The 21,570-nt window shown below is 62.0% G+C and carries 14 protein-coding genes; 5 read left to right on the top strand and 9 right to left on the bottom strand.

Annotated features, from left to right (window positions below; genetic code table 11):
- Positions 1-21: 21 nt before the first annotated feature.
- Positions 22-1,410 (top strand): surface-adhesin E family protein, encoded by a 1,389-nt coding sequence (locus ATH90_RS02480; RefSeq protein WP_098465645.1) that lies wholly within the window; start codon positions 22-24, stop codon positions 1,408-1,410.
- Between the two features lie 695 nt (positions 1,411-2,105).
- Here ATH90_RS02480 and ATH90_RS02475 read toward each other — a convergent pair.
- From ATH90_RS02475 to glnE, 8 genes are read right to left on the bottom strand one after another with little or no spacing between them, the layout of a single operon-like run.
- Entirely contained in the window at positions 2,106-3,542 is a 1,437-nt protein-coding gene (locus tag ATH90_RS02475; protein WP_098465644.1) for a lipopolysaccharide kinase InaA family protein, read from the bottom strand.
- Positions 3,542-4,294 (bottom strand): lipopolysaccharide kinase InaA family protein, encoded by a 753-nt coding sequence (locus ATH90_RS02470; protein ID WP_069021305.1) that lies wholly within the window; start codon positions 4,292-4,294, stop codon positions 3,542-3,544. The genes ATH90_RS02475 and ATH90_RS02470 overlap by 1 nt, the downstream gene beginning before the upstream one ends.
- Positions 4,291-5,025, bottom strand: a complete 735-nt coding sequence (locus ATH90_RS02465) for a lipopolysaccharide kinase InaA family protein (protein ID WP_034105800.1) — start codon at positions 5,023-5,025, stop codon at positions 4,291-4,293. Before ATH90_RS02465 ends, ATH90_RS02470 begins: the two co-directional genes overlap by 4 nt.
- Positions 5,025-5,831: a lipopolysaccharide core heptose(I) kinase RfaP gene (gene rfaP, locus ATH90_RS02460; RefSeq protein WP_034105802.1), complete on the bottom strand. Its 807-nt coding sequence runs from the start codon at positions 5,829-5,831 to the stop codon at positions 5,025-5,027. The genes ATH90_RS02465 and rfaP overlap by 1 nt, the downstream gene beginning before the upstream one ends.
- The gene (locus tag ATH90_RS02455; RefSeq protein WP_034105804.1) at positions 5,828-6,952 is read right to left on the bottom strand and encodes a glycosyltransferase family 4 protein; all 1,125 of its coding nucleotides are present in this window, start codon (positions 6,950-6,952) and stop codon (positions 5,828-5,830) included. Before ATH90_RS02455 ends, rfaP begins: the two co-directional genes overlap by 4 nt.
- Positions 6,952-8,013, bottom strand: a complete 1,062-nt coding sequence (gene waaC / locus ATH90_RS02450; protein WP_098465643.1) for a lipopolysaccharide heptosyltransferase I — start codon at positions 8,011-8,013, stop codon at positions 6,952-6,954. The genes ATH90_RS02455 and waaC overlap by 1 nt, the downstream gene beginning before the upstream one ends.
- Before the next feature lies 1 nt (position 8,014).
- Positions 8,015-9,049, bottom strand: coding sequence for a lipopolysaccharide heptosyltransferase II (gene waaF, locus ATH90_RS02445; RefSeq protein ID WP_034105809.1), 1,035 nt, complete (start codon positions 9,047-9,049; stop codon positions 8,015-8,017).
- 54 nt (positions 9,050-9,103) lie between these two features.
- Positions 9,104-12,043: a bifunctional [glutamate--ammonia ligase]-adenylyl-L-tyrosine phosphorylase/[glutamate--ammonia-ligase] adenylyltransferase gene (gene glnE, locus ATH90_RS02440; protein WP_069021307.1), complete on the bottom strand. Its 2,940-nt coding sequence runs from the start codon at positions 12,041-12,043 to the stop codon at positions 9,104-9,106.
- A gap of 383 nt (positions 12,044-12,426) precedes the next feature.
- Here glnE and aceE point away from each other — a divergent pair, with 383 nt between their 5' ends.
- The 4 genes from aceE to msrA all read left to right on the top strand — a co-directional run bounded on the left by aceE (position 12,427) and on the right by msrA (position 20,471).
- Positions 12,427-15,072 carry a pyruvate dehydrogenase (acetyl-transferring), homodimeric type gene (gene aceE / locus ATH90_RS02435; protein ID WP_034105812.1) on the top strand — a complete coding sequence of 882 codons (2,646 nt, stop codon included), beginning with the start codon at positions 12,427-12,429 and terminating at the stop codon, positions 15,070-15,072.
- A gap of 11 nt (positions 15,073-15,083) precedes the next feature.
- Positions 15,084-16,742: a dihydrolipoyllysine-residue acetyltransferase gene (gene aceF / locus ATH90_RS02430; protein ID WP_098465642.1), complete on the top strand. Its 1,659-nt coding sequence runs from the start codon at positions 15,084-15,086 to the stop codon at positions 16,740-16,742.
- A gap of 315 nt (positions 16,743-17,057) precedes the next feature.
- On the top strand, positions 17,058-19,751 hold the full coding sequence (locus ATH90_RS02425) for a putative bifunctional diguanylate cyclase/phosphodiesterase (RefSeq protein WP_034105817.1): 2,694 nt from the start codon (positions 17,058-17,060) through the stop codon (positions 19,749-19,751).
- Positions 19,752-19,823: 72 nt separating this feature from the next.
- Positions 19,824-20,471, top strand: a complete 648-nt coding sequence (msrA, locus tag ATH90_RS02420) for a peptide-methionine (S)-S-oxide reductase MsrA (RefSeq protein ID WP_034105819.1) — start codon at positions 19,824-19,826, stop codon at positions 20,469-20,471.
- A gap of 95 nt (positions 20,472-20,566) precedes the next feature.
- Here msrA and ATH90_RS02415 read toward each other — a convergent pair whose 3' ends face one another.
- The gene (locus tag ATH90_RS02415; RefSeq protein ID WP_034105821.1) at positions 20,567-21,403 is read right to left on the bottom strand and encodes a 23S rRNA (adenine(2030)-N(6))-methyltransferase RlmJ; all 837 of its coding nucleotides are present in this window, start codon (positions 21,401-21,403) and stop codon (positions 20,567-20,569) included.
- Between the last annotated feature and the right edge of the window lie 167 nt (positions 21,404-21,570).

The raw sequence follows: 21,570 nt of genomic DNA, 5'->3' as shown, positions 1-21,570 counted from the left end.
GCCTCCCTGCAAGGAACGCTCATGAAACATATCGCGGTTTTCGTCGCCCTGGGCCTGCTCAGTGGTTGCGGTGCGCAAGGCATGAAGAACGGCGGCACGGCCGATGCCCCGTATAAAGACATGCTCAAGAAGCCATTGCTGGCCGACTCGATCATGCGTGACGGCGACGACCTCAGTTACCAGGTTCACGTCACGCTGACCAACAACGTCTCCGTGCCGGATATCGCGCAGCTTCAGGCGTCCTGTGCCACCCCGAGCGGGAGCCTGTTGTATATGGAGGCTCCCGGGACCCCAGGCCCTGACGGCCAACCCACGCGCATTACCGTCATGCGCAACCTGACGCCGGAGGTGATTGGCGAACTGCAACAGAACGCCAGCTTCACCGAGGCTTGCGCCCGCACGCCGCGCCCGGATTGGCGCCTCGTCAGCACGACAGACACCCAACGCCAGTTGCTGATCGACCATGCCAGCCTCAAGAAAGTAGGCGAGAAAGTGGAGCTCTGGGGCGCCTACGATGAGCCGCTCATCCTGACCAACAAACTCAAGAAGATGCCCTACGCCCAGACGCGCATGCACTGGGAAGTCAGTTGCAGCCACCAGACCTATCGCACGCTGGCTACGTTCAGCCTCACGCCGAAAAATACGGTGACCTTCGGCGATGTGGTCGCCGTCCCCGTAGACCAGCCCTTCAGCGCCGCCGAGGCAGACACCCAGGCCCTGCTCAAGGCCGCGTGCTCGCCGACGACTGCGCAGTTGCCGGTAGCCGTTGCGCGTACCAAGCTCCAGCAAACCCTGACACCCGAACCGGTCCCGGCAGCAGTGACGAAGGCCATCACCGCACTGGGAATGCCTGCTGCAACCAAGCCCCTGCGCCATCTTATGGAGAAACGCGACCTGGGTTCATCCAGTTTGCGCACTGACGTGTTCATCGAGCCCGACGCTGGAAACACCCCGCTTAAAATCCGCCGGGCGACGCAATTCTCAAGCAGCAACATCACGACATTCCGAGGCTTGTTCAGCCTGACCTTCCAAGGCGATTTCGACTTACGCGGAATGAAGGTGTCGGCGGCAAGTAACGTCGAGCAACTCAGTTTCACCGGCGACTGGAAGCAGATGCCGATCGGCGCCACGCTGGGGTTCAAGCTCAAGGAGCTCAATCGAAACACCGCTGAAGAGGATCGCGTGCTGTCTCGCGATTCGACCTGTGTCGTAACCCGGGAACTGCCGGCCAGCAACATCAACTCGACGCTGAGTGGCAATGCGAAGGCGCTCAATTGCACGGCCACGGGGGATAACTACCAGGCGACCAGCACCGTCATGTACCTGCAGGACTACGGGTATTTCTTCGCCAGCGAGGACGTCATCCAGGGCAAATACAAAACCCGTACGACGCTGATCAACGCGCAATAACGGCCTGACAGCCAACCACTTTCTAACTGTCACTCCGCGATCCAAAACTGTGGGAGCGGGCTTGCCCGCGAAGGCGTCCCGACAGCCGCCCGCTATCTAACTGTCACCCCGCGATCCAACTGTGGGAGCGGGCTTGCCCGCGAAGGCGTCCCGACAGCCGACCACTCTCTAACTGTCACCCCACGATCCAAAAATGTGGGAGCGGGCTTGCCCGCGAAGGCGGCCTGACAGCCGACCTGGGTGTTGGATCAGACTGAGTACATATCCGTTATCTAGGCAACGGCTGCTATGGGTTCCGCTCTTACAGCGGGTCACTTTGGAAAAGAGCCCCAAAGTAACCAAAAGGCTCTTGCCCCAACACTCGGCACCTCGCTCACGCTCGGTGTGCCCGTAATCCGACAGGGATTTGGGGGGCCGCCGCCACGCGCCCTCCATGGCGCAGGGCGGCTAAACCGGCATCCCTGCCGGTTTACCCCCCAAATCCCTGTCGAATTCCGGCCAGCGTGTTTGATGGGGCGCCTGAAATCAAAAGCACGATCAAGATCAAGATCAAGATCAAGATCAAGATCAAAAACAGGATCGAGACCGGCTCGCTTCGCATCGTGGGTAGCGCTTTTTGGTGCCTGTGCGGCGATAGCGGTTGTGCAGCCTCTATGGCGTTGACGGTGAGACGACCATCGCCGGCGAGCCGGCGCCTACAGTGTTGGCAGCCGCTGATCGATCAGTTGGTAGAGTGCGCTGCCTTCAGGCCAGTTACGCATGAACCGCGCACGGTCCTTGGCGTATGCCGGGGCGAAGCTGGCGGCAGAGGTGTGTTGGCACATCGCATCAAGGTCGATCAGCGACCAGCGGTCTTTGTCCCAGAACAGGTTATGCCCCTTGAAGTCGCCATGGCTGATGCGCTCGCGGATCAGGTTGGCGAACAGGCGATCAAGCGCCTGCAGTTCGTTTTCTGGTGCAGCACCGTTTTCAACGTACGGCGCGAAGCGTTCGATGATGTCAGGGCCCGGCAGGTATTCGGTGATCAGGTAGGCGCGGCTACGCAGCCAGAAAAAGCGCGTCTCCAGCACGGCCAGCGGCTTGGGCGTGGCGATACCGAGGAACGCCAGGCGGTTGCCTTCGCGCCAGGAATGCCAGGCACGGCTAGGGCGCCAGAAACGTTTGAGCCAATGGGCGAAGCCCTTGATGTTGTAGCGTTTGATCACCAGCGGTCGCCCCGCCACCTCGACCTTGGCCACGCTGGCGGCGCCACCGGTCTTGTACAGATGCCCCTGGCCCAGCAGCGTATCGGCCTGCTCCAGCACGGGCAGCATTGCCGGCTCTTCTTCGCGACGGATCGCGCGCAAGGCAAACGCGCCGCGCACGACGCTGAACAGCGTGCAGTCGCGGCCGACCTTGCTCAAGAAGTCCTTGAGGCGCCAGGCGCTGACCTTGCGCACCTGTTTCTCCAAGGCCTCCAGCGGCAGGGCATGCTCGCTGTTGCTCAGCAGGTAGTACACCAGCAGTTCTTCGGTGAACGGCTCGAGGTTTTTTGGCAACTGGGCGAAAAATACCCCGAGGTTCTCCAGCACACGGTTGCGCGACAACGGCTTGCCCGCCTCTTCGACGCGGATCCCGGCACCATCGATCAGGTACAGCTTGCCGTCCTGGCGCAGCAGGTTGTCCAGGTGCAGGTCTTCCTGCCACAACCCCTTGGTGTGCATCTGTGCGATCGCGCCCAGCGCTTCGGCAAGCACGGCGGTTTGTTCGTCAGCCAACGGCGGCAAGCTTTCGACGGCCTGCCAGGCATCCGCCAGGCTTTCGGCCCCCTCGATAAATTCGAACAGCAGCCAGCCGCCCTCGCCTGCCTGCAAGCCATCGGCCAGCAATAACGGCGTGGTCAGGCCTTGTTCGGCCAGCAGGCGCACGCCACTGAGCTCACGCTGGAAATGCCGCGCCGCCTTGCTGCCCACCAACAATTTGGCCAATACCGGACGCCCGCGCCACACCGCTGCGCCGACATAGCGCTCGCCCGGCAACACCCGCAGCAAACTCAACAGCTGCAGTTGGCCGGGGCCTGCGGCATCCGCGAGGTCAAGGGTAAGGGGCAAGCTCGGAGCGCGGCCGGCGCTTTTTAGCTCGGACAGGCGCATCAGCGTTTCTCCTTGTGGCTACGCCGCGCCGTCAACCGCTGCAGCCAACTCGCGACCAGCGCGCTGTCTTCAGGCTGATCAAGATAGGCGGCCAACAGCTGACGCACCTGCGCGTCCGACCACTGCGGGGCACGGCGCAGCAGGGGTTCGAGGTCCTTGACCCGATCACGCCAGCCGAACAACAGCGGGCGGGTTTTCTCCAGGTCGATCAACTGTGCGGCATAACCGTCACCGGTCGCCTGCAGGAAAATATGCTTGGGATAAAAACAGCCATGCACCTGGCCGACGCTGTGCAGTCGGCGTGCCAGTTGGCCGCAGGCCAGCAGGATCGCACGGTGCTGGGCCTCGCTCAGTTGCGGCCACTGCTCCAGCAAGGAGTCCAGGTCATTCCAGCCGTCCAGCGCGCGGGTAAGCAGCATCGCACGGTACTCGCCGCCGACTTTGCGCTCGCCGTAGAACGCTGCCTGCAACGCGGGGATACCAAGCTTGCGATAACGGCTGATATTGCGAAATTCACGGGAAAAGCTCGGCTCGCCAAAAGGACGGTGCAAGCTGCGCGTCAGGTAGTTGCTCTGGCGCTTGAGGTAGTAGCCGTGGCCGTCGAGCTCAAGGCGAAACACACTGCTCCAGCCACCACGGCTGGTATTGGGCTCGTCGACCGCGTCCAGCTGCTTGGCCCACAGGGCATCGAACGTGGCCAGGCCGTTGCGCTCCAGCAGCGCACGGTCTTCAGCCGCCAGGAAATCACTCATTCGCGTCCCTCGAAAAACTTCACCACGTGGCGAATACGCTGTTTGTCCGATGCACTCAGGTGCCGGCGCTGACGGTATTGCATGTAGAAGCGCAGGCGCTGGGTGGCAGACAGATGATACTTGGCCACCTTGTCCAGGCAGGCCAGGTCCTTGGTGATACGGTACTTGAGCCAGAACCCGCGCCAGAAATCACCGTTGGGGCAATCGATCAGGTACAGCGTGGACTGGTCATCGATCAGCAGGTTGCGCCACTTCAAGTCGTTATGGGTAAAGCGGTGATCGTGCATGGTGCGGGTGTATTCGGCGAGCTGGCGGCTCACCGCGTCAACCCACTTGGGATCGCGCAGGCGCGCATCATTACGCTCGGCCAGCACCGAAAGGTCTTCGGTTTTCGGCAACTCGCGGGTGATCATCGCCCCTCGCTCATAGGCCAGGCCTTTACGTTCCAGGCCCCAGGCCACGACGTCAGCGGTGGGGATGCCCCACTTGGCGAAACGCTTGAGGTTCTGCCATTCGGACTTGACCCGCGGCTTGCCCAGGTAACGCCGCAGGCCCTTGCCGGCGCCGGTGTAGCGCTTGACGTAGTAATTAACCCCGCCCCGCTCTACCCGGATCACCTCCGACAACGGGTCGCGGGTCAGTCGCTCGCCTTGCAGGGCGAATACCGCTTCGAGGCTTCCAAAATCAACCGCCAGGTTGGCGTAGGCAGGTTCCAGGTTCCAACCCGCCATCAGATCGCATCCCCGTAGCGTTGCTTGCGCGCATACAGCTTGTCGGCCTTGCGCTGCATCAGGCTCAACGACGCCGATTGCTCGGCCAGGATCTGGCGCAACGGCTGGCGGAAATAGCCCTTGAGGAAGCGCAGCTTGTCGCGACGGGTCAGGCCAATGTCCAGCGCCGAGTAGTACAGCGCGGACAGGTCCTTGTCGCGCCAGCGCAACGGCAGGTGGGCACGCAGTTGGGCGCGGTGCAGGTCGATCACCGACAGCTTGATGCTGTTCGCGTCGATGGGTTTCGAGGTGTCCAGCAAGAAGTGGCACAGGTAGCAATCGCGATGATTGACGCCCCCCCGGTGCATGTCGCCGACCATGCGCGCCAACTCGGCCGTGAGGGCGTGACGCAACGCAGGCGCGGGCGGCTCGGCGACCCAGTTGAGGGTGACGTCTTCGAGGCTGAGCGTCGGCGCCAACTCTTCGGTGATGATGAACGAGTGCTGGTCCGCCGGGTTGCTGCCTTTTTCGCCGAAGGCCACGCCGGTCATGGTCGGCACGCCGAGCGCCTGCAAGCGATGGATCGCCGACCACTCAAGGCCGGCACCCAGCACCGGCAACTTGGCGGTGATCAGGTTCTTGAAGATTTCGCCCCAGCCGATGCCACGGTGGATCTTCACGAAATACGGACGGCCGTCGACCTCGGTGCGCAGGGTGCGACGTGCTGCCAGTTCACGGAATACTTCACCTTGCAGTTTCTCGACTTCGGCAAAGGCATCAAGCCCGGCCCACAAAGTCTTGAACGGTTCGGCAAGAATCAACTTCATCGTTTTGGCTCCGCCAGAATCACATCCGCAGCGTGCTGCGGCATGCTGTAGAGGTCGGCCGTCTCGGCGTAGGCCAACCCATTGCGGCTCCAGGCCGCGCGCTGTGCAGTGTCGGTGAGCATGTGCGTCAGGTACTGGTTAAGCTGGTGCTGTTCGAACGGCTCATCCAGCACCAGGCCACTGTCGGCTTCAGCGATGTAGTGGGCATACCCACACACGGCCGAGACCAGCACCGGCAACCCGGCCACCAGGGCTTCGAGCAACACAGTGCCCGTGTTCTCGTTGTACGCCGGGTGGATCAACAGGTCGGCGCCCAGCAGGAAACGCGGGATATCGCTGCGGCCCTTGAGGAACTGCACGTTGTCCCCCAGCCCCAGCGTCGCGCTTTGCAGCTGGAATACTTTGGGGTCGTCCTGGCCGATTACAAACAGTCGCGTGCGTTTTTTCAGCTCGGACGGCAACGCGGCCACGGCCTTGAGGCTGCGATCGACGCCCTTGGTCTTGAAGCCCGAACCGATTTGTACCAGCAGCAGGTCGTCGTCGCCCAGGTTGAATTCCTTGCGGAAACCCTCGCGAATCTCGGCGGCATTCGGCGGTGCGCGGCGGTCCTGGGCAATGCCCGGCGGCAGCAGGTGGAAGCGTTCCAGCGGCGTGTCGTAATGCTTGATGAACAGCGGCTGCTGCACTTCGGAAATCATCAGGACTTCGGTCTTGGCATCCTTGGCAAACACCGCACGTTCGTACTCGGCAAAGTGCTGGTAGCGACCGAAATAGCGGTACAGCGAGTGGCGCAGGTTTTGCGCCTTGTCTTCAAAGCAGCCGTCGGCGGCGTAGTACACGTCCAGCCCGGGCATTTTGTTGAAACCGATCAGGCGGTCCACCGGGCGCTTGGCCAGGTCGGCAGCCATCCAGGCGCTGAGCTTCTCGTTGCGCCGGTGGTTGAAGAATGCCTTGACCGGTGCCACCAGCACTTCGAAGCCGGGCGGGATATCACCTTCCCAGATCAGCGTGTAGACACGAATCTGGTGGCCGCGCTGCTGGCACTCCAGGGCGATGCGCATGAAATCGCGCTGCAGGCCACCGAAGGGGAAATATTTGTATAGAACAAAAGCCAGTTGCATCAGTGCAGCTCCTCAGCCAATAACAACGTGCTCAGTCGGCTGGCCACACGCTCAGGGTTCAAGCGCGTGAAGCATAGGGGCGACTCGCGCTTGATGTCGAACCGACGCAAGTCGTCGGCTGTCGGTTGATAGGTACAGTGCTTTTGCAGGCACGGCGCGCAGGGGAAGTCGCTGGCCAAGTGAATCTGGCCCTTGCCGTAGGCACCGGTGAGGCCCGGGTTGGTTGGGCCGAACAGGGAAATGGTCGGCACATCCAGCGCGGCGGCCAGGTGGCCGAGGCCGGTGTCCACCGCCACACAGGCGCGGGCACCGGCCAGTACACGGGCGACACCGGCCAGGTTCAATTTGGGCAGCACCTCGGCGTTTTGCAGGCCATGGGCCAGGCGTTCGGCGCGGGCTTTTTCATCGGCATTGCCCCAGGGCAACTTCACGTCCACGCCCAGGCGCCCCATGCGCTCGGCCAGTTCACGCCAGTAGGCTTCAGGCCAGTGCTTGGTGTCCCAGGTGGTGCCATGCAACAGCAGTACGAACGGTTTCTTGGGCGGCAGGCCGAGCAGCTTGTCGACGCTCAAACCGTAGTCGCCCAAGCCCTTGGGCAAGTCATAGCCGAGCGCAACGGCGAACAACTGGCGCAGACGCTCCACCGCGTGTTGCCCACGGGCCACGGCCAGGCGCCGGGAGTAGAAGCGCGCCGCGAACGGCTCACGCGCAGAGTTTTTGTCGAAGCCAGCGACGGGAGCCCTTACATAGCGGGTCAACCAGGCGCTTTTGAGCAGGCCCTGGGCGTCGATCACCAAGTCGTATTTGGTCGACTGGATGCGCTGCTTGAAACGTCGCCACTCGCCACTCTTGAGGGTCTGCCAGAGGTTCTTGCGCCAGCGGCGGATCGCCACCGGAATCACCTTGTCCACCGCCGGATGCCAGGTGGGAATCTCGGCGAAGCCTTCTTCCACCACCCAGTCAAATTGAATGCCGGGGATCGCCCGCGCGGCATCGGTCAACGCCGGCAAGGCATGGATCACGTCGCCCAGGGATGAGGTCTTGATTACCAGTACGCGCAAACTATCGGACCTCGACCACAGAGCCTTGCAACCGCTGCAAGGCTTCGTTCACCGGCTGCGGCAGCAATTGGCGCATGCAGTTGTAGTGACCGAAACGGCAGGTGCGATCAAAGCACGGGCTGCAATCCAGGCCCAGGCGCACCACTTCGACCTGGTCGGCCAGCGGCGGGGTGAAGCCCGGCGAGGTGGAACCGTACACCGCCACCAAGGGACGGTTCAGCGCTGCGGCCACGTGCATCAGGCCGGAGTCGTTGGACACCACCGAATCGGCGCAGGACAGCAGGTCGATGGCCTCGGCCAGGGATGTGTCGCCACTGAGGTTCACGGCTTCTTCGCGCAGGCCAGGGATCAGGCGCTGGCGAATGTCCTCACCCACGGGGTGGTCCTTCTTCGAACCAAACAGCCACACCTGCCAGCCTTCGCGGATCTTGGTCTCGGCGACCTTGGCGTAGTGCTCTGACGGCCAGCGCTTGGACTCGCCAAACTCGGCGCCGGGGCACAAGGCCAATACCGGGCGATCCAGGGTCAGGCCGAACTTGGCCAGGGCGGCGTCGCGGCTCAGCGGGTCGATCTGCAGGCTCGGGCGCGGGTACGGCTTGGGCAACTCGGCGCCTGGCGCGTAGGCCAGGGCCATGAAGCGTTCGATCATCAGTGGGTAGCGGGCCTTGTCCAGCGTGCGCACGTCATTGAGCAGCACGTAGCGAAACTCGCCACGCCAGCCGGTGCGCTTGGGGATGCCGGCGAAGTACGGCACCAGTGCGGATTTGAGCGAGTTGGGCAGCAGGATCGCCTGGTCGTAAGCACCCGCCAGGGATTTACCGATGCGACGGCGGGTCGCCAGTTCCAGGGCACCGTGGCCGAGCGGGAAGCTCAAGGCCTTGCGCACCTCGGGCATGCGCTCAAGGATCGGCCGGCTCCACTCAGGGGCGAGCACGTCGATTTGGCAGTCGGGATGACGTTGCTTCAGGCACTGGAACAGTGTCTGCGCCATCACCATGTCACCGACCCAACTGGGCCCAACGATCAGAATATTCATGTAGTTTCCACAAACGATGCGGGGAGGCCTATGCCTCCCCGCCGTAATAGTGTTTCAGCTCAACCCCAGCTCCTGCCAGATTCGCATCACCTGGCGCCGTTCGTCGGCGAACTGATCCCCGGCTACCGTACCGGCCTCGTTCTGCAAGGCCTGGCGGTGTGCAGCGGAACGGTAGGCCTTATACACCTCGCGCAGCAGATGGGCGTCGGCGGCGGGCATCAAGCCTACCTGCTCCAGGCCTTCCAGAATGCGGATATTGTCGGTATAGCGCAGCAACGAAGGATGTTGCGCAGACCACGCCAAAGCCGCGTATTGCACCATAAATTCAATATCGACGATACCTCCGGCATCCTGCTTCAGGTCGAACAGCGCCGTGGCTTCGAAGGCATTGGCGCCGGTGCCGGCCGCCGTGCCCTTGGTGCCCAGGTTGTCACGCATCTTGGCGCGCATCTCACTGACCTCCTGGCGCAGCTTCACCAGGTCCCGTTCGCGCCCCAATACTTTAGCCCGCACCTGCTCGAATGCCTCGCCCACATCCCGGCTGCCCACCAGCACCCGGGCGCGGATCAGGGCCTGATGTTCCCAGGTCCAGGCTTCATTTTGTTGATAACGATCAAACGCCCCCAGGGAACTGACCAGCAGCCCGGAGGCACCGGAAGGTCGCAGGCGCATGTCCACTTCATACAGCTGTCCCGAGTTGGTCTGGGTGGTCAGCAAATGAATGATGCGCTGGCCCAGGCGCGTGAAGAACTGCGCGCCGTCGATGGGCTTGGCGCCGTCGGTTTCCGCCTGGGGATCGCCATCATGGATAAACACCAGGTCCAGGTCCGAACCATGCCCCAGTTCGATCCCGCCGACTTTCCCATAACCGACAATGATGAACCCGGGATCGCACAGGGTGCCGTCCAACCGCTGCGGCGAGCCGTGGCGCGCGACGGTCTGGCGCCAGGCCAGGGCCAGCACTTGCTCGAGAATCGCCTCGGCGAGCCAGGTGAGGTAGTCGCTGACCTTCATCAACGGCAGGCTGCCCGCGATTTCCGAGGCGGCGACGCGTAGGCGGTGGGCCAACTTGAAGTGACGCAAGGCTTCCATTTGTTGCTCGAGGTCGTCTTCCGGGATGCGCGTCAGGCGCTCGCGCAACTCGGCCGCCAGCTCTGGCGCCAACGGCGGTTTGAACAGGCGGCCTTCGTTGAGCAATTCGTCGAGCAGCAGCGGGAAACGCGTGATCTGCTCGGCGATCCACGGGCTGGCGGCGCACAGGGTCAACAGGCGACGCAAGGCGTCGGGGTTTTCCGTGAGCAGTACCAGGTAGGCGGAACGCCGGGCGACGGCCTCCACCAATGGCAGCACGCGTTCGAGCACCAGGTCCGGGTTGGCGTGCTCGACCGCTTGGGCGAGCAGGCGCGGGATAAACGCATCCAGCCGTTCGCGGCCCAGGCGCTGCATGGCGCGCAGTTGCGGGCTGTTGCGCAGTCCGGCCAGGGCCTTGAGAGCCTTGGTCGCGTCGCTGAAGCCGCCCTCGGCCAATTGGCGACAGGCGGCGTCTTCGTCCTGGGACTCTTCCCACAGCGGCAACCACTCACCGCCCACTACCAATTCGCTTTCTTCGCCCTCTTCTTCATCAGGATCGGCAATTACCTGGCGGAAATGCCAGTCCACACGACCGCGCCAGTACATCAGGCGCTCATGGAAAGCCGCCCAGTCGGCAAACCCCAGCATAAAGGCAATGCGCGCCTGGTCTTCCGGGCTATCGGGCAGCATTTGTGTTTGGCGGTCGGCTATCGCCTGGATGGCGTGCTCGGTGTAACGCAGGAATTCGTAGCCATTGCGCAATTCGGCAATCACAGCGGGCGGCAGGTAGCCCTGGCCCTCCAGGGTACCGAGCACCTTGAGCAGCGGCCGCTGCTGCAGGCTCAGGTCGCGCCCGCCATGGATCAGCTGGAATGCCTGGGCGATGAACTCCACTTCGCGGATACCACCCGAGCCCAGCTTGATGTTGTCGGCCATGCCTTTGCGCCGCACTTCTTGCTGGATCAATTGCTTCATGGTGCGCAGCGCTTCGATGGCGGAGAAGTCCAGATAACGGCGGTAGACGAATGGCCGGAGCATGTCGAGCAGTTGCGCGCCCGCTACCTGGTCGCCGGCAACGACCCGTGCCTTGATCATCGCGTAGCGTTCCCAGTCGCGGCCCTGGTCCTGGTAGTACTGCTCCAGCGCGTTGAAGCTGAGCACCAGCGCGCCCGCCGAGCCGTAGGGACGCAGGCGCATGTCGACGCGAAACACGAAGCCATCGACGGTCATCGGGTCGAGGGCCTTGATCAGTTTTTGACCAAGGCGAATAAAAAATTCCTGATTGTCCAGGGAGCGTTTGACGCCCACGGTTTCGCCACCTTCGGGGTAGGCGAAGATCAGGTCGATATCGGACGAGAGGTTCAGCTCCACCGCACCGAGCTTGCCCATGCCGAGGATGACCATGTGCTGCGGCTCGCCGCTGCGCCGCCCGGTAGGCGTGCCGAACTGCACGCAGTGGCGCTGGTACAGCCACTGGTAGGCCTGGTCGATGCTGGCGTCCGCCATATCGGAGAGGTCACGACAGGTTTGCACCAGGTCCGCCTGGCGGGTCAGGTCGCGCCAGATGATGCGCACTTGCTGGCGCGTGCGCTGGCGACGCAGTACACGACCCAGCTCGTCTTCTGTTTCGGCTTGTTGCACGGCGCCAGCTATTTGCCCACACAGCTCGCCGGGCGCGAAGCCGCGGTCCAACTCGCCCCAGGCCACCAGCTCCAGCAACATCAAAGGGTCACGAACACTCTGTTCAATGACGAAATCACTGGCTGCGCACACGCGGACGAAGTCGGCCCACCGTTGCGGCGTCCACGCAGAAAGTCCATGATCGTCGTCCAGCGCGGCCACTGCGTCACGAAATGACTGCTCGGCCCGCTGGGCTTTTGGCAAGAGAATGGCGGGTAATTCAGCCAGTGTTGGAAGGCTCATGGTCTATCCTTGATCGGCGTGTAAATGGCGTGTTGCTGTGAACGCAAGAACCACGCTCGGTGAAGGACTGTCGAACAAAGGTTAGAAATAGCTGAAATTAATTTCATTTTGGCAGCCAACATCAAACTTTCACCTTTTCTTGTTCGCAAAAGATCAACAATAACGATTATGCTCACCAGCCAGACCGAGCCATACGCTCAGTCTTGTGTAGTTTTACTACTCGTATATACATTCGAAAGGCTGAAATGGCCGACGATTTGTAGTAAAACTACAGGACGCCGAAGCAACCTTCGGCCATCCAAGAATTTATGTCGTCTGCCCACAAGGCCAGTCGCAAACTTCAGGCAACCGATTCTGGTAGCCTTTCCGCCCTGGAGCAAGCCATGCAAGACCTCGATCCCGTCGAAACCCAGGAATGGCTGGACGCCCTGGAATCGGTTCTCGACAAAGAAGGCGAAGACCGTGCTCACTACCTGATGACCCGTATGGGCGAACTTGCGACCCGCAGCGGCTCGCAACTGCCTTACGCCATCACTACGCCATACCGCAACACCATTCCCGTTACCCACGAAGCACGCATGCCTGGCGACCTGTTCATGGAACGCCGCATTCGCTCGCTGGTACGTTGGAACGCCATGGCGATGGTAATGCGCACGAACTTGAAAGATTCGGACCTGGGCGGTCACATCTCCAGCTTCGCTTCCAGCGCAACCCTGTATGACATCGGCTTCAACTACTTCTTCCAGGCCCCGACCGACGAACACGGCGGCGACCTGATCTACTTCCAGGGCCACACCTCGCCAGGCGTCTACGCCCGTGCGTTCATGGAAGGCCGCATCACCGAAGAACACATGAACAACTTCCGCCAGGAAGTGGACGGTAACGGCCTGTCGTCGTACCCGCACCCTTGGCTGATGCCCGATTTCTGGCAGTTCCCGACTGTATCCATGGGCCTGGGCCCGATCCAGGCGATCTACCAGGCACGCTTCATGAAGTACCTGGAAGCCCGTGGCTTCATCCCTGAAGGCAAGCAGAAAGTCTGGTGCTTCCTGGGCGACGGCGAGTGTGACGAGCCGGAATCCCTGGGCGCCATCTCCCTGGCTGGCCGCGAGAAGCTGGACAACCTGATTTTCGTCATCAACTGCAACCTGCAGCGCCTCGACGGCCCGGTTCGCGGCAACGGCAAGATCATCCAGGAACTCGAAGGCGTGTTCCGCGGTGCCCAGTGGAACGTAACCAAAGTCATCTGGGGCCGTTTCTGGGACCCACTGCTGGCCAAGGACGTCGACGGCATCCTGCAACGTCGCATGGACGAAGTCATCGACGGCGAGTACCAGAACTACAAGGCCAAAGACGGCGCGTTCGTTCGTGAACACTTCTTCAACACGCCTGAACTCAAGGCGATGGTTGCCGACCTGTCCGACGACGAGATCTGGAAACTCAACCGTGGCGGCCACGACCCGTACAAGGTCTACGCGGCGTACCACGAAGCGGTCAACCACAAAGAACAACCGACTGTCATCCTGGCCAAGACCATCAAGGGTTATGGCACCGGTGCCGGCGAAGCGAAGAACACTGCGCACAACACCAAGAAAGTCGACGTCGACAGCCTGAAGCTGTTCCGCGACCGCTTCGACATCCCGGTCAAGGACGAAGAGCTGGAGAACCTGCCGTTCTTCAAGCCAGAGCCGAACAGCGCCGAAGCCCGTTACCTGGCCGAGCGCCGCGCCGCACTGGGTGGTTTCGTGCCACAGCGTCGCGCCAACAGCTTCAGCGTGCCGACCCCGCCACTGGATACCCTCAAGGCGATCCTGGATGGCTCGGGCGACCGTGAAATCTCCACCACCATGGCCTTTGTGCGGATCCTCGCGCAACTGGTCAAGGACAAGGACATCGGCCCGCGCATCGTCCCGATCATCCCGGACGAAGCCCGTACCTTCGGCATGGAAGGCATGTTCCGTCAGTTGGGCATCTACTCCTCTGTCGGCCAGCTCTACGAGCCAGTCGATAAAGACCAGGTGATGTTCTACAAGGAAGACAAGAAAGGCCAGATCCTCGAAGAAGGCATCAACGAAGCGGGCGCCATGAGCTCCTTCATCGCTGCCGGTACTTCGTACTCCAGCCACAACCAGCCGATGCTGCCGTTCTACATCTTCTACTCGATGTTCGGCTTCCAGCGTATCGGCGACCTGGCTTGGGCAGCAGGCGACAGCCGTACCCGTGGCTTCCTGATCGGCGGCACCGCCGGCCGTACCACGCTGAACGGCGAAGGCCTGCAACACGAAGACGGTCACAGCCACATCCTGGCTGCCACCATCCCGAACTGCCGCACCTTTGATCCAACCTACGGCTACGAGCTGGCGGTGATCATCCAGGACGGCATGAAGAAGATGACCGAAGAGCAGCAGGACGTTTTCTACTACATCACCGTGATGAACGAGTCCTACCAGCAGCCAGCCATGCCGGCCGGTGTCGAGGAAGGCATCATCAAGGGCATGTACCTGCTCGAAGAAGACACCAAGGAAGCGGCACACCACGTACAGCTGATGGGCTCCGGCACCATCCTGCGCGAAGTGCGTGAAGCGGCGAAGATCCTGCGTGACGAATTCAATGTCGGTGCTGACGTATGGAGCGTTACCAGCTTCAACGAACTGCGTCGCGACGGCCTGGCCGTAGAGCGTCACAACCGCCTGCACCCTGGCCAGAAGCCACAGCGCACCTTCGTCGAAGAGTGCCTGACCGGCCGTAAAGGCCCGGTGATCGCGTCGACCGACTACATGAAACTGTTTGCTGAACAAATTCGCCAGTGGGTCCCGTCCAAGGAATTCAAAGTCCTGGGCACCGACGGTTTCGGCCGCAGTGACAGCCGCAAGAAGCTGCGTCACTTCTTCGAAGTCGACCGTCATTTCGTGGTGTTGGCAGCCCTGGAAGCCTTGGCTGACCGTGGTGAGATCGAACCTAAGGTAGTGGCAGACGCTATCGTCAAGTTCGGGATCAACCCGGAAAAACGCAACCCACTGGACTGCTGAGGAGACTTTTTGTGAGCGAACTCATTCGCGTACCTGACATCGGCAGCGGTGAAGGTGAAGTAATCGAGCTGTTTGTGAAGGTCGGCGACACCGTCGAAGCCGACCAGAGCATCCTGACCCTGGAATCGGACAAGGCGAGCATGGAAATTCCTGCTCCCAAGGCTGGCGTGGTCAAGAGCCTGAAAGTGAAGCTGGGCGACCGCCTGAAAGAAGGCGACGAACTGCTGGAGCTGGAAATCGAAGGTGCCGCTGATGCAGCCCCTGCGGCAGCCCCTGCTGCCCCTGCTGCCGCTGCTGCACCCGCGCCTGCCGCTGAAAAACCTGCTGCTGCCGAGGCGGCTCCCGCCCCAGCCGCTGCACCTGCCGCCGCCACTGTCCAGGACATTCACGTCCCGGACATCGGTTCGTCGGGCAAGGCCAAGATCATCGAGCTGCTGGTCAAGGTCGGCGATACCGTCGAAGCCGACCAGTCGCTGATCACCCTGGAGTCCGACAAGGCCTCCATGGAAATCCCTTCGCCGGCTGCCGGCGTGGTGGAAAGCATCGCGGTCAAGCTGGAAGACGAAGTCGGCACTGGCGACTTCATCCTCAAGCTGAAAGTACAAGGCGCTGCGCCTGCTGCTGCTCCAGCACCCGCTGCTGCACCGGCCGCAAAGGCTGAGGCGGCTCCGGCCGCTGCCGCCCCTGCACCGGCTGCCAAAGCCGAGGCTGCTGCGGCCCCTGCTGCTGCTGCCGCTCCAGCGCCAAGCGGTGCCAAGGTTCACGCCGGCCCTGCCGTGCGTCAGCTGGCCCGTGAGTTCGGCGTCGAGCTGAGCGCTGTGTCGGCCACCGGCCCTCACGGTCGCGTGCTGAAGGAAGACGTGCAGGTTTACGTCAAAGCCATGATGCAGAAAGCCAAGGAAGCGCCTGCTGCCGGCGGCGCTACCGGTGGTTCGGGCATTCCGCCGATCCGCACCGTGGACTTCAGCCGCTTCGGTGAAATCGAAGAAGTGCCGATGACCCGCCTGATGCAAATCGGCGCGGCAGGTCTGCACGCCAGCTGGCTGAACATCCCGCACGTGACTCAGTTCGACCAGGCCGACATCACCGACCTGGAAGCTTTCCGCGTTGCGCAGAAAGCCGTGGCCGAGAAGGCTGGCGTGAAACTGACCGTGCTGCCATTGCTGCTCAAGGCCTGCGCGCACCTGCTCAAGGAACTGCCGGACTTCAACAGCTCCCTGGCACCAAGCGGCAAGGCGATCATTCGCAAGAAGTACGTGCACATCGGCTTTGCGGTCGACACCCCGGACGGCCTGCTGGTACCGGTCATCAAGAACGTCGACCAGAAGAGCCTGCTGCAGCTCGCCGCTGAGGCTGCTGCACTGGCTGCCAAGGCCCGCGACAAGAAGCTCACCCCGGACGATATGCAGGGCGCATGCTTCACGATCTCCAGCCTCGGTCACATTGGCGGCACTGGCTTCACGCCAATCGTCAACGCGCCGGAAGTGGCGATCCTGGGTGTGTCCAAGGCCACTATCCAGCCTGTGTGGGACGGTAAAGCGTTCCAGCCGAAGCTGATGCTGCCACTGTCGTTGTCCTACGATCACCGCGTGATCAACGGCGCCGCAGCTGCACGCTTCACGCAGCGCCTGAGCCAACTGCTGAACGACATCCGCACTATCCTGCTGTAAGCCGCAGGGGCCTCCTCTTCACCGGGGAGGCCTGGCTGCAACGATTTTCGAGCGCCACGCTCGTACCTCAACCCCGCCGCTTGGCGGGGCTTTTTTTGCCTGGTTTCGCGCAGGAAGCTGGACACGCAAAACAGGTTTGTACACCTTCCATCACCTCGACTGTAGAAATCCCTCTCGCGGCCGATAACCCCCTTATAGCACTTAGCCTTCATCCTCTCTTGTCAGCCCGCGCCGCATGATGCAACCTTGCCGCAGGCAACAGAAAAGAGGGCGTGAGCCCGGCGCCGTGCGCGTTATTTCAAGTGAGTCTCCCCCATGAAAAGCCAACCCGATGTCGCCCGAATGGCGGCCGAGGTAGTGACGCAGTTACCGGTGCCTTCGCGCCTCGGTATGCTGCGTTTCGAGCGGCTTAATGAGGCAAGCTGGGCGCTCCTTTACCTCGACCCCAACTGCGAGCGCCAATTCGGCCTGCCGGCAGTGGAGTTGTGTGCCCTGATCGGCACTCCCTACGCCAGCTTGATGGAGCCCCAGGCGCGCTATGAGCTGCACGACACCATCCAGCAGCAACTGACCCAGAGCCCTCACTACCTGGTGCGCTACACCCTGCACACCAGCGACGGCCCGCTGAGCCTGCTGGAAATGGGCGAAGCCTACAAACAACACAATCGCCACCTGTTGCGCGGCTACCTGATGGTGGTCGATGGCCTGTTCAGTGAAATCCCCACCACAGCCCCTACGGCGGACCTGGAGAACCAGAACAGCCGCCTGCAGATCGCCCTGGAACTCAACCAGCGCGCCCAGCAGGAACAGCTGCAGCACCTGGAGCGGGTGCGTGCCCAACAGGAGCTGATCCTGCTGCTGGCCCGCCATCGCTACACCACCAATAACTCGCTGCAAGAAGCCGCCGAGCTGATCACCCGCAGCGCGTGCGATATCTACCAGATCGACTGCGCCAGCATCTGGAACCTGGAAGGCCAGCGCCTGGTGCCGATTTCGGCCTACCACCGCGACAACCAGCAGCACCACTTGCCCGAACCCATCGATGCAAGCTGCTTCCCGGATTACCTCGAAGCCCTGCACACCAGCCGGGCCATCGACGCCACCAACGCGATGCGGGACCCACGCACCCGTGAAATGGCCGACAACCTGCGCGCCAAGGACATCCACGCCATGCTGGACGCCAGCATTCGCGTCGACGGCCAGGTGGTAGGTGTGTTGTGCCTGGAGCAAAGCGGCAGCACGCGCGCCTGGCAGGCCGATGAGATTGCTTTTGCCGGCGAGCTGGCCGACCAGTTCGCGCAAGTGATCAACAACCACAATCGCCGCACCGCCACCAGCGCCCTGCACCTGTTCCAGCGAGCCGTGGAACAAAGCGCCAACGCCTTTCTGCTGGTCAACTGCGACGGTGTGGTGGAGTACGTTAACCCAAGCTTTACCGCGATCACCCAATACAGCGCCGAAGAGGTTCACGGCCACCGCCTGGCCCAATTGCCGGCGCTGGAGAACCTCAGCGAATTGCTCTTCGATGCGCCGTCGAGCCTGGCCAAGAGCAACAGCTGGCAGGGCGAATTCAAGAGCCGGCGCAAGAACCTGGAACCCTACTGGGGCCAGCTGTCGATTTCCAAGGTGTACGGCGACAACCGTGAGCTGACGCACTACATCGGCATCTACGAAGACATCACCCAGACCAAGCTGGCCCAGCAACGCATCGAGCGCCTGGCCTACACCGACAACCTGACCAACCTGGGCAACCGCCCGGCGTTCATCCGCAACCTCGACGAACGCTTTGCCCGTGACAGCGACAGCCCGATCAGCCTGTTGCTGGTGGACATCGACAACTTCAAGCGCATCAACGACAGCCTCGGCCACCAGACCGGCGACAAACTGCTGATCAGCCTGGCGCGCCGTTTGCGTAACAGCCTGAGTGCCAGCGGCAGCCTGGCGCGTTTTGCCAGTAACGAGTTTGCGGTGTTGCTCGATGACACCGACCTGGAGAGCGGCCAGCAGGTGGCCAGCCAACTGCTGGCGACCCTCGACAAGCCGATGTTCGTCGACAACCAATTGATCAGCGTCACCGGTTCCGTGGGCCTGGCCTGCGCGCCATTGCATGGCCGCGACCCACAGACCCTGATGCGCAACGCCGGCCTGGCACTGCACAAGGCCAAGGCCAACGGTAAACACCAGGTACAAGTGTTCACTGAGGCGCTGAATGCCGAGGCAAGCTACAAGCTGTTCGTCGAGAACAACCTGCGCCGCGCCCTCACCCAGAACGAGCTGGACGTGTTCTACCAGCCCAAGCTGTGCCTGCGCAGCGGTCGCCTGCTGGGCATGGAAGCCCTGCTGCGCTGGAATCATCCAGAAAAGGGCATGATCCGCCCCGACCAATTCATCAGCGTGGCTGAAGAGACCGGCCTGATCATCCCCATCGGTAAATGGATCGCGCGCCAGGCTTGCCGCATGAGCCGGCAGTTGACCGCCGCAGGCATGGGCAACCTCCAGGTGGCAATCAACCTGTCGCCCAAGCAGTTCTCCGACCCGGACCTCGTCGCTTCGATTGCCACGATCCTCAAGGAAGAACAACTGCCCGCCAACCTGCTGGAGCTGGAGCTGACCGAAGGCTTGCTGCTGGAGGCCACTGAAGACACGCGGCTGCAACTGGATCAGTTGAAAAGCTTTGGCCTGACCCTGGCCATGGACGACTTCGGCACCGGTTACTCGTCGCTGAGTTACTTGAAAAAATTCCCCATCGACATCATCAAGATCGACCGCAGCTTTATCCACGAAATCCCGGATAACCAGGACGACATGGAAATCACCTCCGCAGTGATCGCCATGGCCCACAACCTCAAGCTCAAGGTGGTCGCCGAAGGCATCGAGACTGCCGAGCAACTGGCATTCCTGCGCCGGCACCGTTGTGATGTGGGCCAGGGTTACCTGTTCGACCGGCCGATCCCCGGTGCAGAGCTGCTGGCGATGCTTAAACGCTACCCGCGCGGGCCAATCGCCTGACAGCGTCGTAACACTCGGGCACACTGGCTGTCTGAATTCTTACCCAACTCAATCTGACTGAGAGGACTGATCATGGTCTTGCGCTCGGAAATTCTGGTGAACAAAAACGTGCTGCCTACTCAAGAACAAGCTCTGCCTGGCCGTGAAACGCCGATGGCGCTGCCAGAGACTCACTTCGTCAACGGCAACCCGCTGCTCGGCCCGTTCCTTGATGACGTCGGCTTTGCGATCTTCGGCCTCGGCTGCTTCTGGGGCGCCGAGCGCCGCTTCTGGCAGCGCGATGGCGTGGTGAGTACCGTGGTCGGCTACGCCGGCGGCTACACGCCTAACCCCACCTATGAAGAAGTCTGCTCGGGCCTCACCGGCCACAGTGAAGTGGTGCTGGTGGTGTATGACCAGGCCAAAGTGAAATACGAAGATCTGCTGAAGATGTTCTGGGAACTGCACAACCCGACCCAAGGCATGCGCCAGGGCAACGATATCGGCAGCCAGTACCGCTCAGTGATCTACGCGACCACGCCCGAGCAACTGGCGGCGGCGAAGGCCAGTGCAGAGGCCTATCAAGGTGAATTGACCAAGGCCGGCCTGGGTGTGATTACCACCGAAATCGAAGAGGCACCGACGGTGTACTTCGCCGAGGCGTACCACCAGCAATACCTCGCTAAGAATCCGCAGGGTTATTGCGGGATTGGCGGCACAGGCGTGACCTGCCCGATCTGACGCTAAAAGCATCGCGGGCAAGCCCGCTCCCACATTTGATCGCGTCTCCATGTGGGAGCGGGCTTGCCCGCGATAGCGCCTTGATAGACCACCCGTTACTCAGCGATCAGCCAATCCATCTGCCACCCACCCTGGGTCTGCCCAAGCTTTTTGGACAGCCATGGCAGCAACTCGCGCAGTTCCTCTTCCAGGCCCCACGGCGGGTTGGCGATCGCCAGGCCCGAACCGGTCAGGGTGTTGGGGGTGTCCAGTGGATGCACCAGCAATTCCACGCGCAGTAACTTCGGCGCACCGGTGCCGGCCAGGTCCTGGTAGAAACGACGCAGCATGCGCTGGTCTTTTACCGGGTACCAGATGGCCGCGACGGTCTGGCGCATGCGACCTACGGCTTCCTTCAGGGACGCGGCACAGCGTTGCATTTCGTCGAGCTTCTCGAACGGCGGATCGATCAGCATCAACGCGCGCTTTTCCGGCACCGGCAGCAGGGCACGCGGTACATGCCAGCCTTCGCCCAGGTGCACTTTGACGCGGCGATCACCCTTCATGTTGTCCTTGAGCAGCACGCCGTCTTCCGGATGTTTTTCATTGAGCAAAACACGGTCTTGAGGGCGCGTCAGGCGTCGTGCCAGCTCCGGTGAACCGGGGTAGTAGCGCAACTCGCCATCCGGGTTCATCTCGTGCAGCACGCGCATGTAGTCGGCGGTCAGCGGTGGCAGGTCGCGTTCGCCCCACAGGCGGGCGATGCCTTCCAGGTACTCACCCGTGCGGTTGGCCTGGTCGCCCTGCAGGTCGTACAAACCGATCCCGGCATGGGTGTCGAGGTAGGCGAACGGCTGTTCCTTGCGCGACATCAAGGCGATGAGGCGAGTCAAGGTCAGGTGTTTGAAGACATCGGCATGGTTGCCGGCGTGAAAGGCGTGACGATAATTCATGGTTGCTCCTGCGCAGGGGGCGAAGTTTACCTTTTACCGAGGCTTTGGTGCAGGGCGGCGTGCCGGGCGGTGCTTATGTCGCAAACGCAGGAGCCTCACCGAAAACGGTCTAGCGGGTTAGGTGGGATCGGGCTTGCCCGCCATGCAGGCGACGCGGTATTACCCAT

The sequence above is a fragment of the Pseudomonas lurida genome (genome assembly GCF_002563895.1).
In the GTDB taxonomy this organism is placed as follows: Bacteria; Pseudomonadota; Gammaproteobacteria; order Pseudomonadales; family Pseudomonadaceae; genus Aquipseudomonas; species Aquipseudomonas lurida.
Note: the sequence above shows the minus strand (reverse complement) of the source record. Positions and strands in the feature narration are given on the sequence as shown.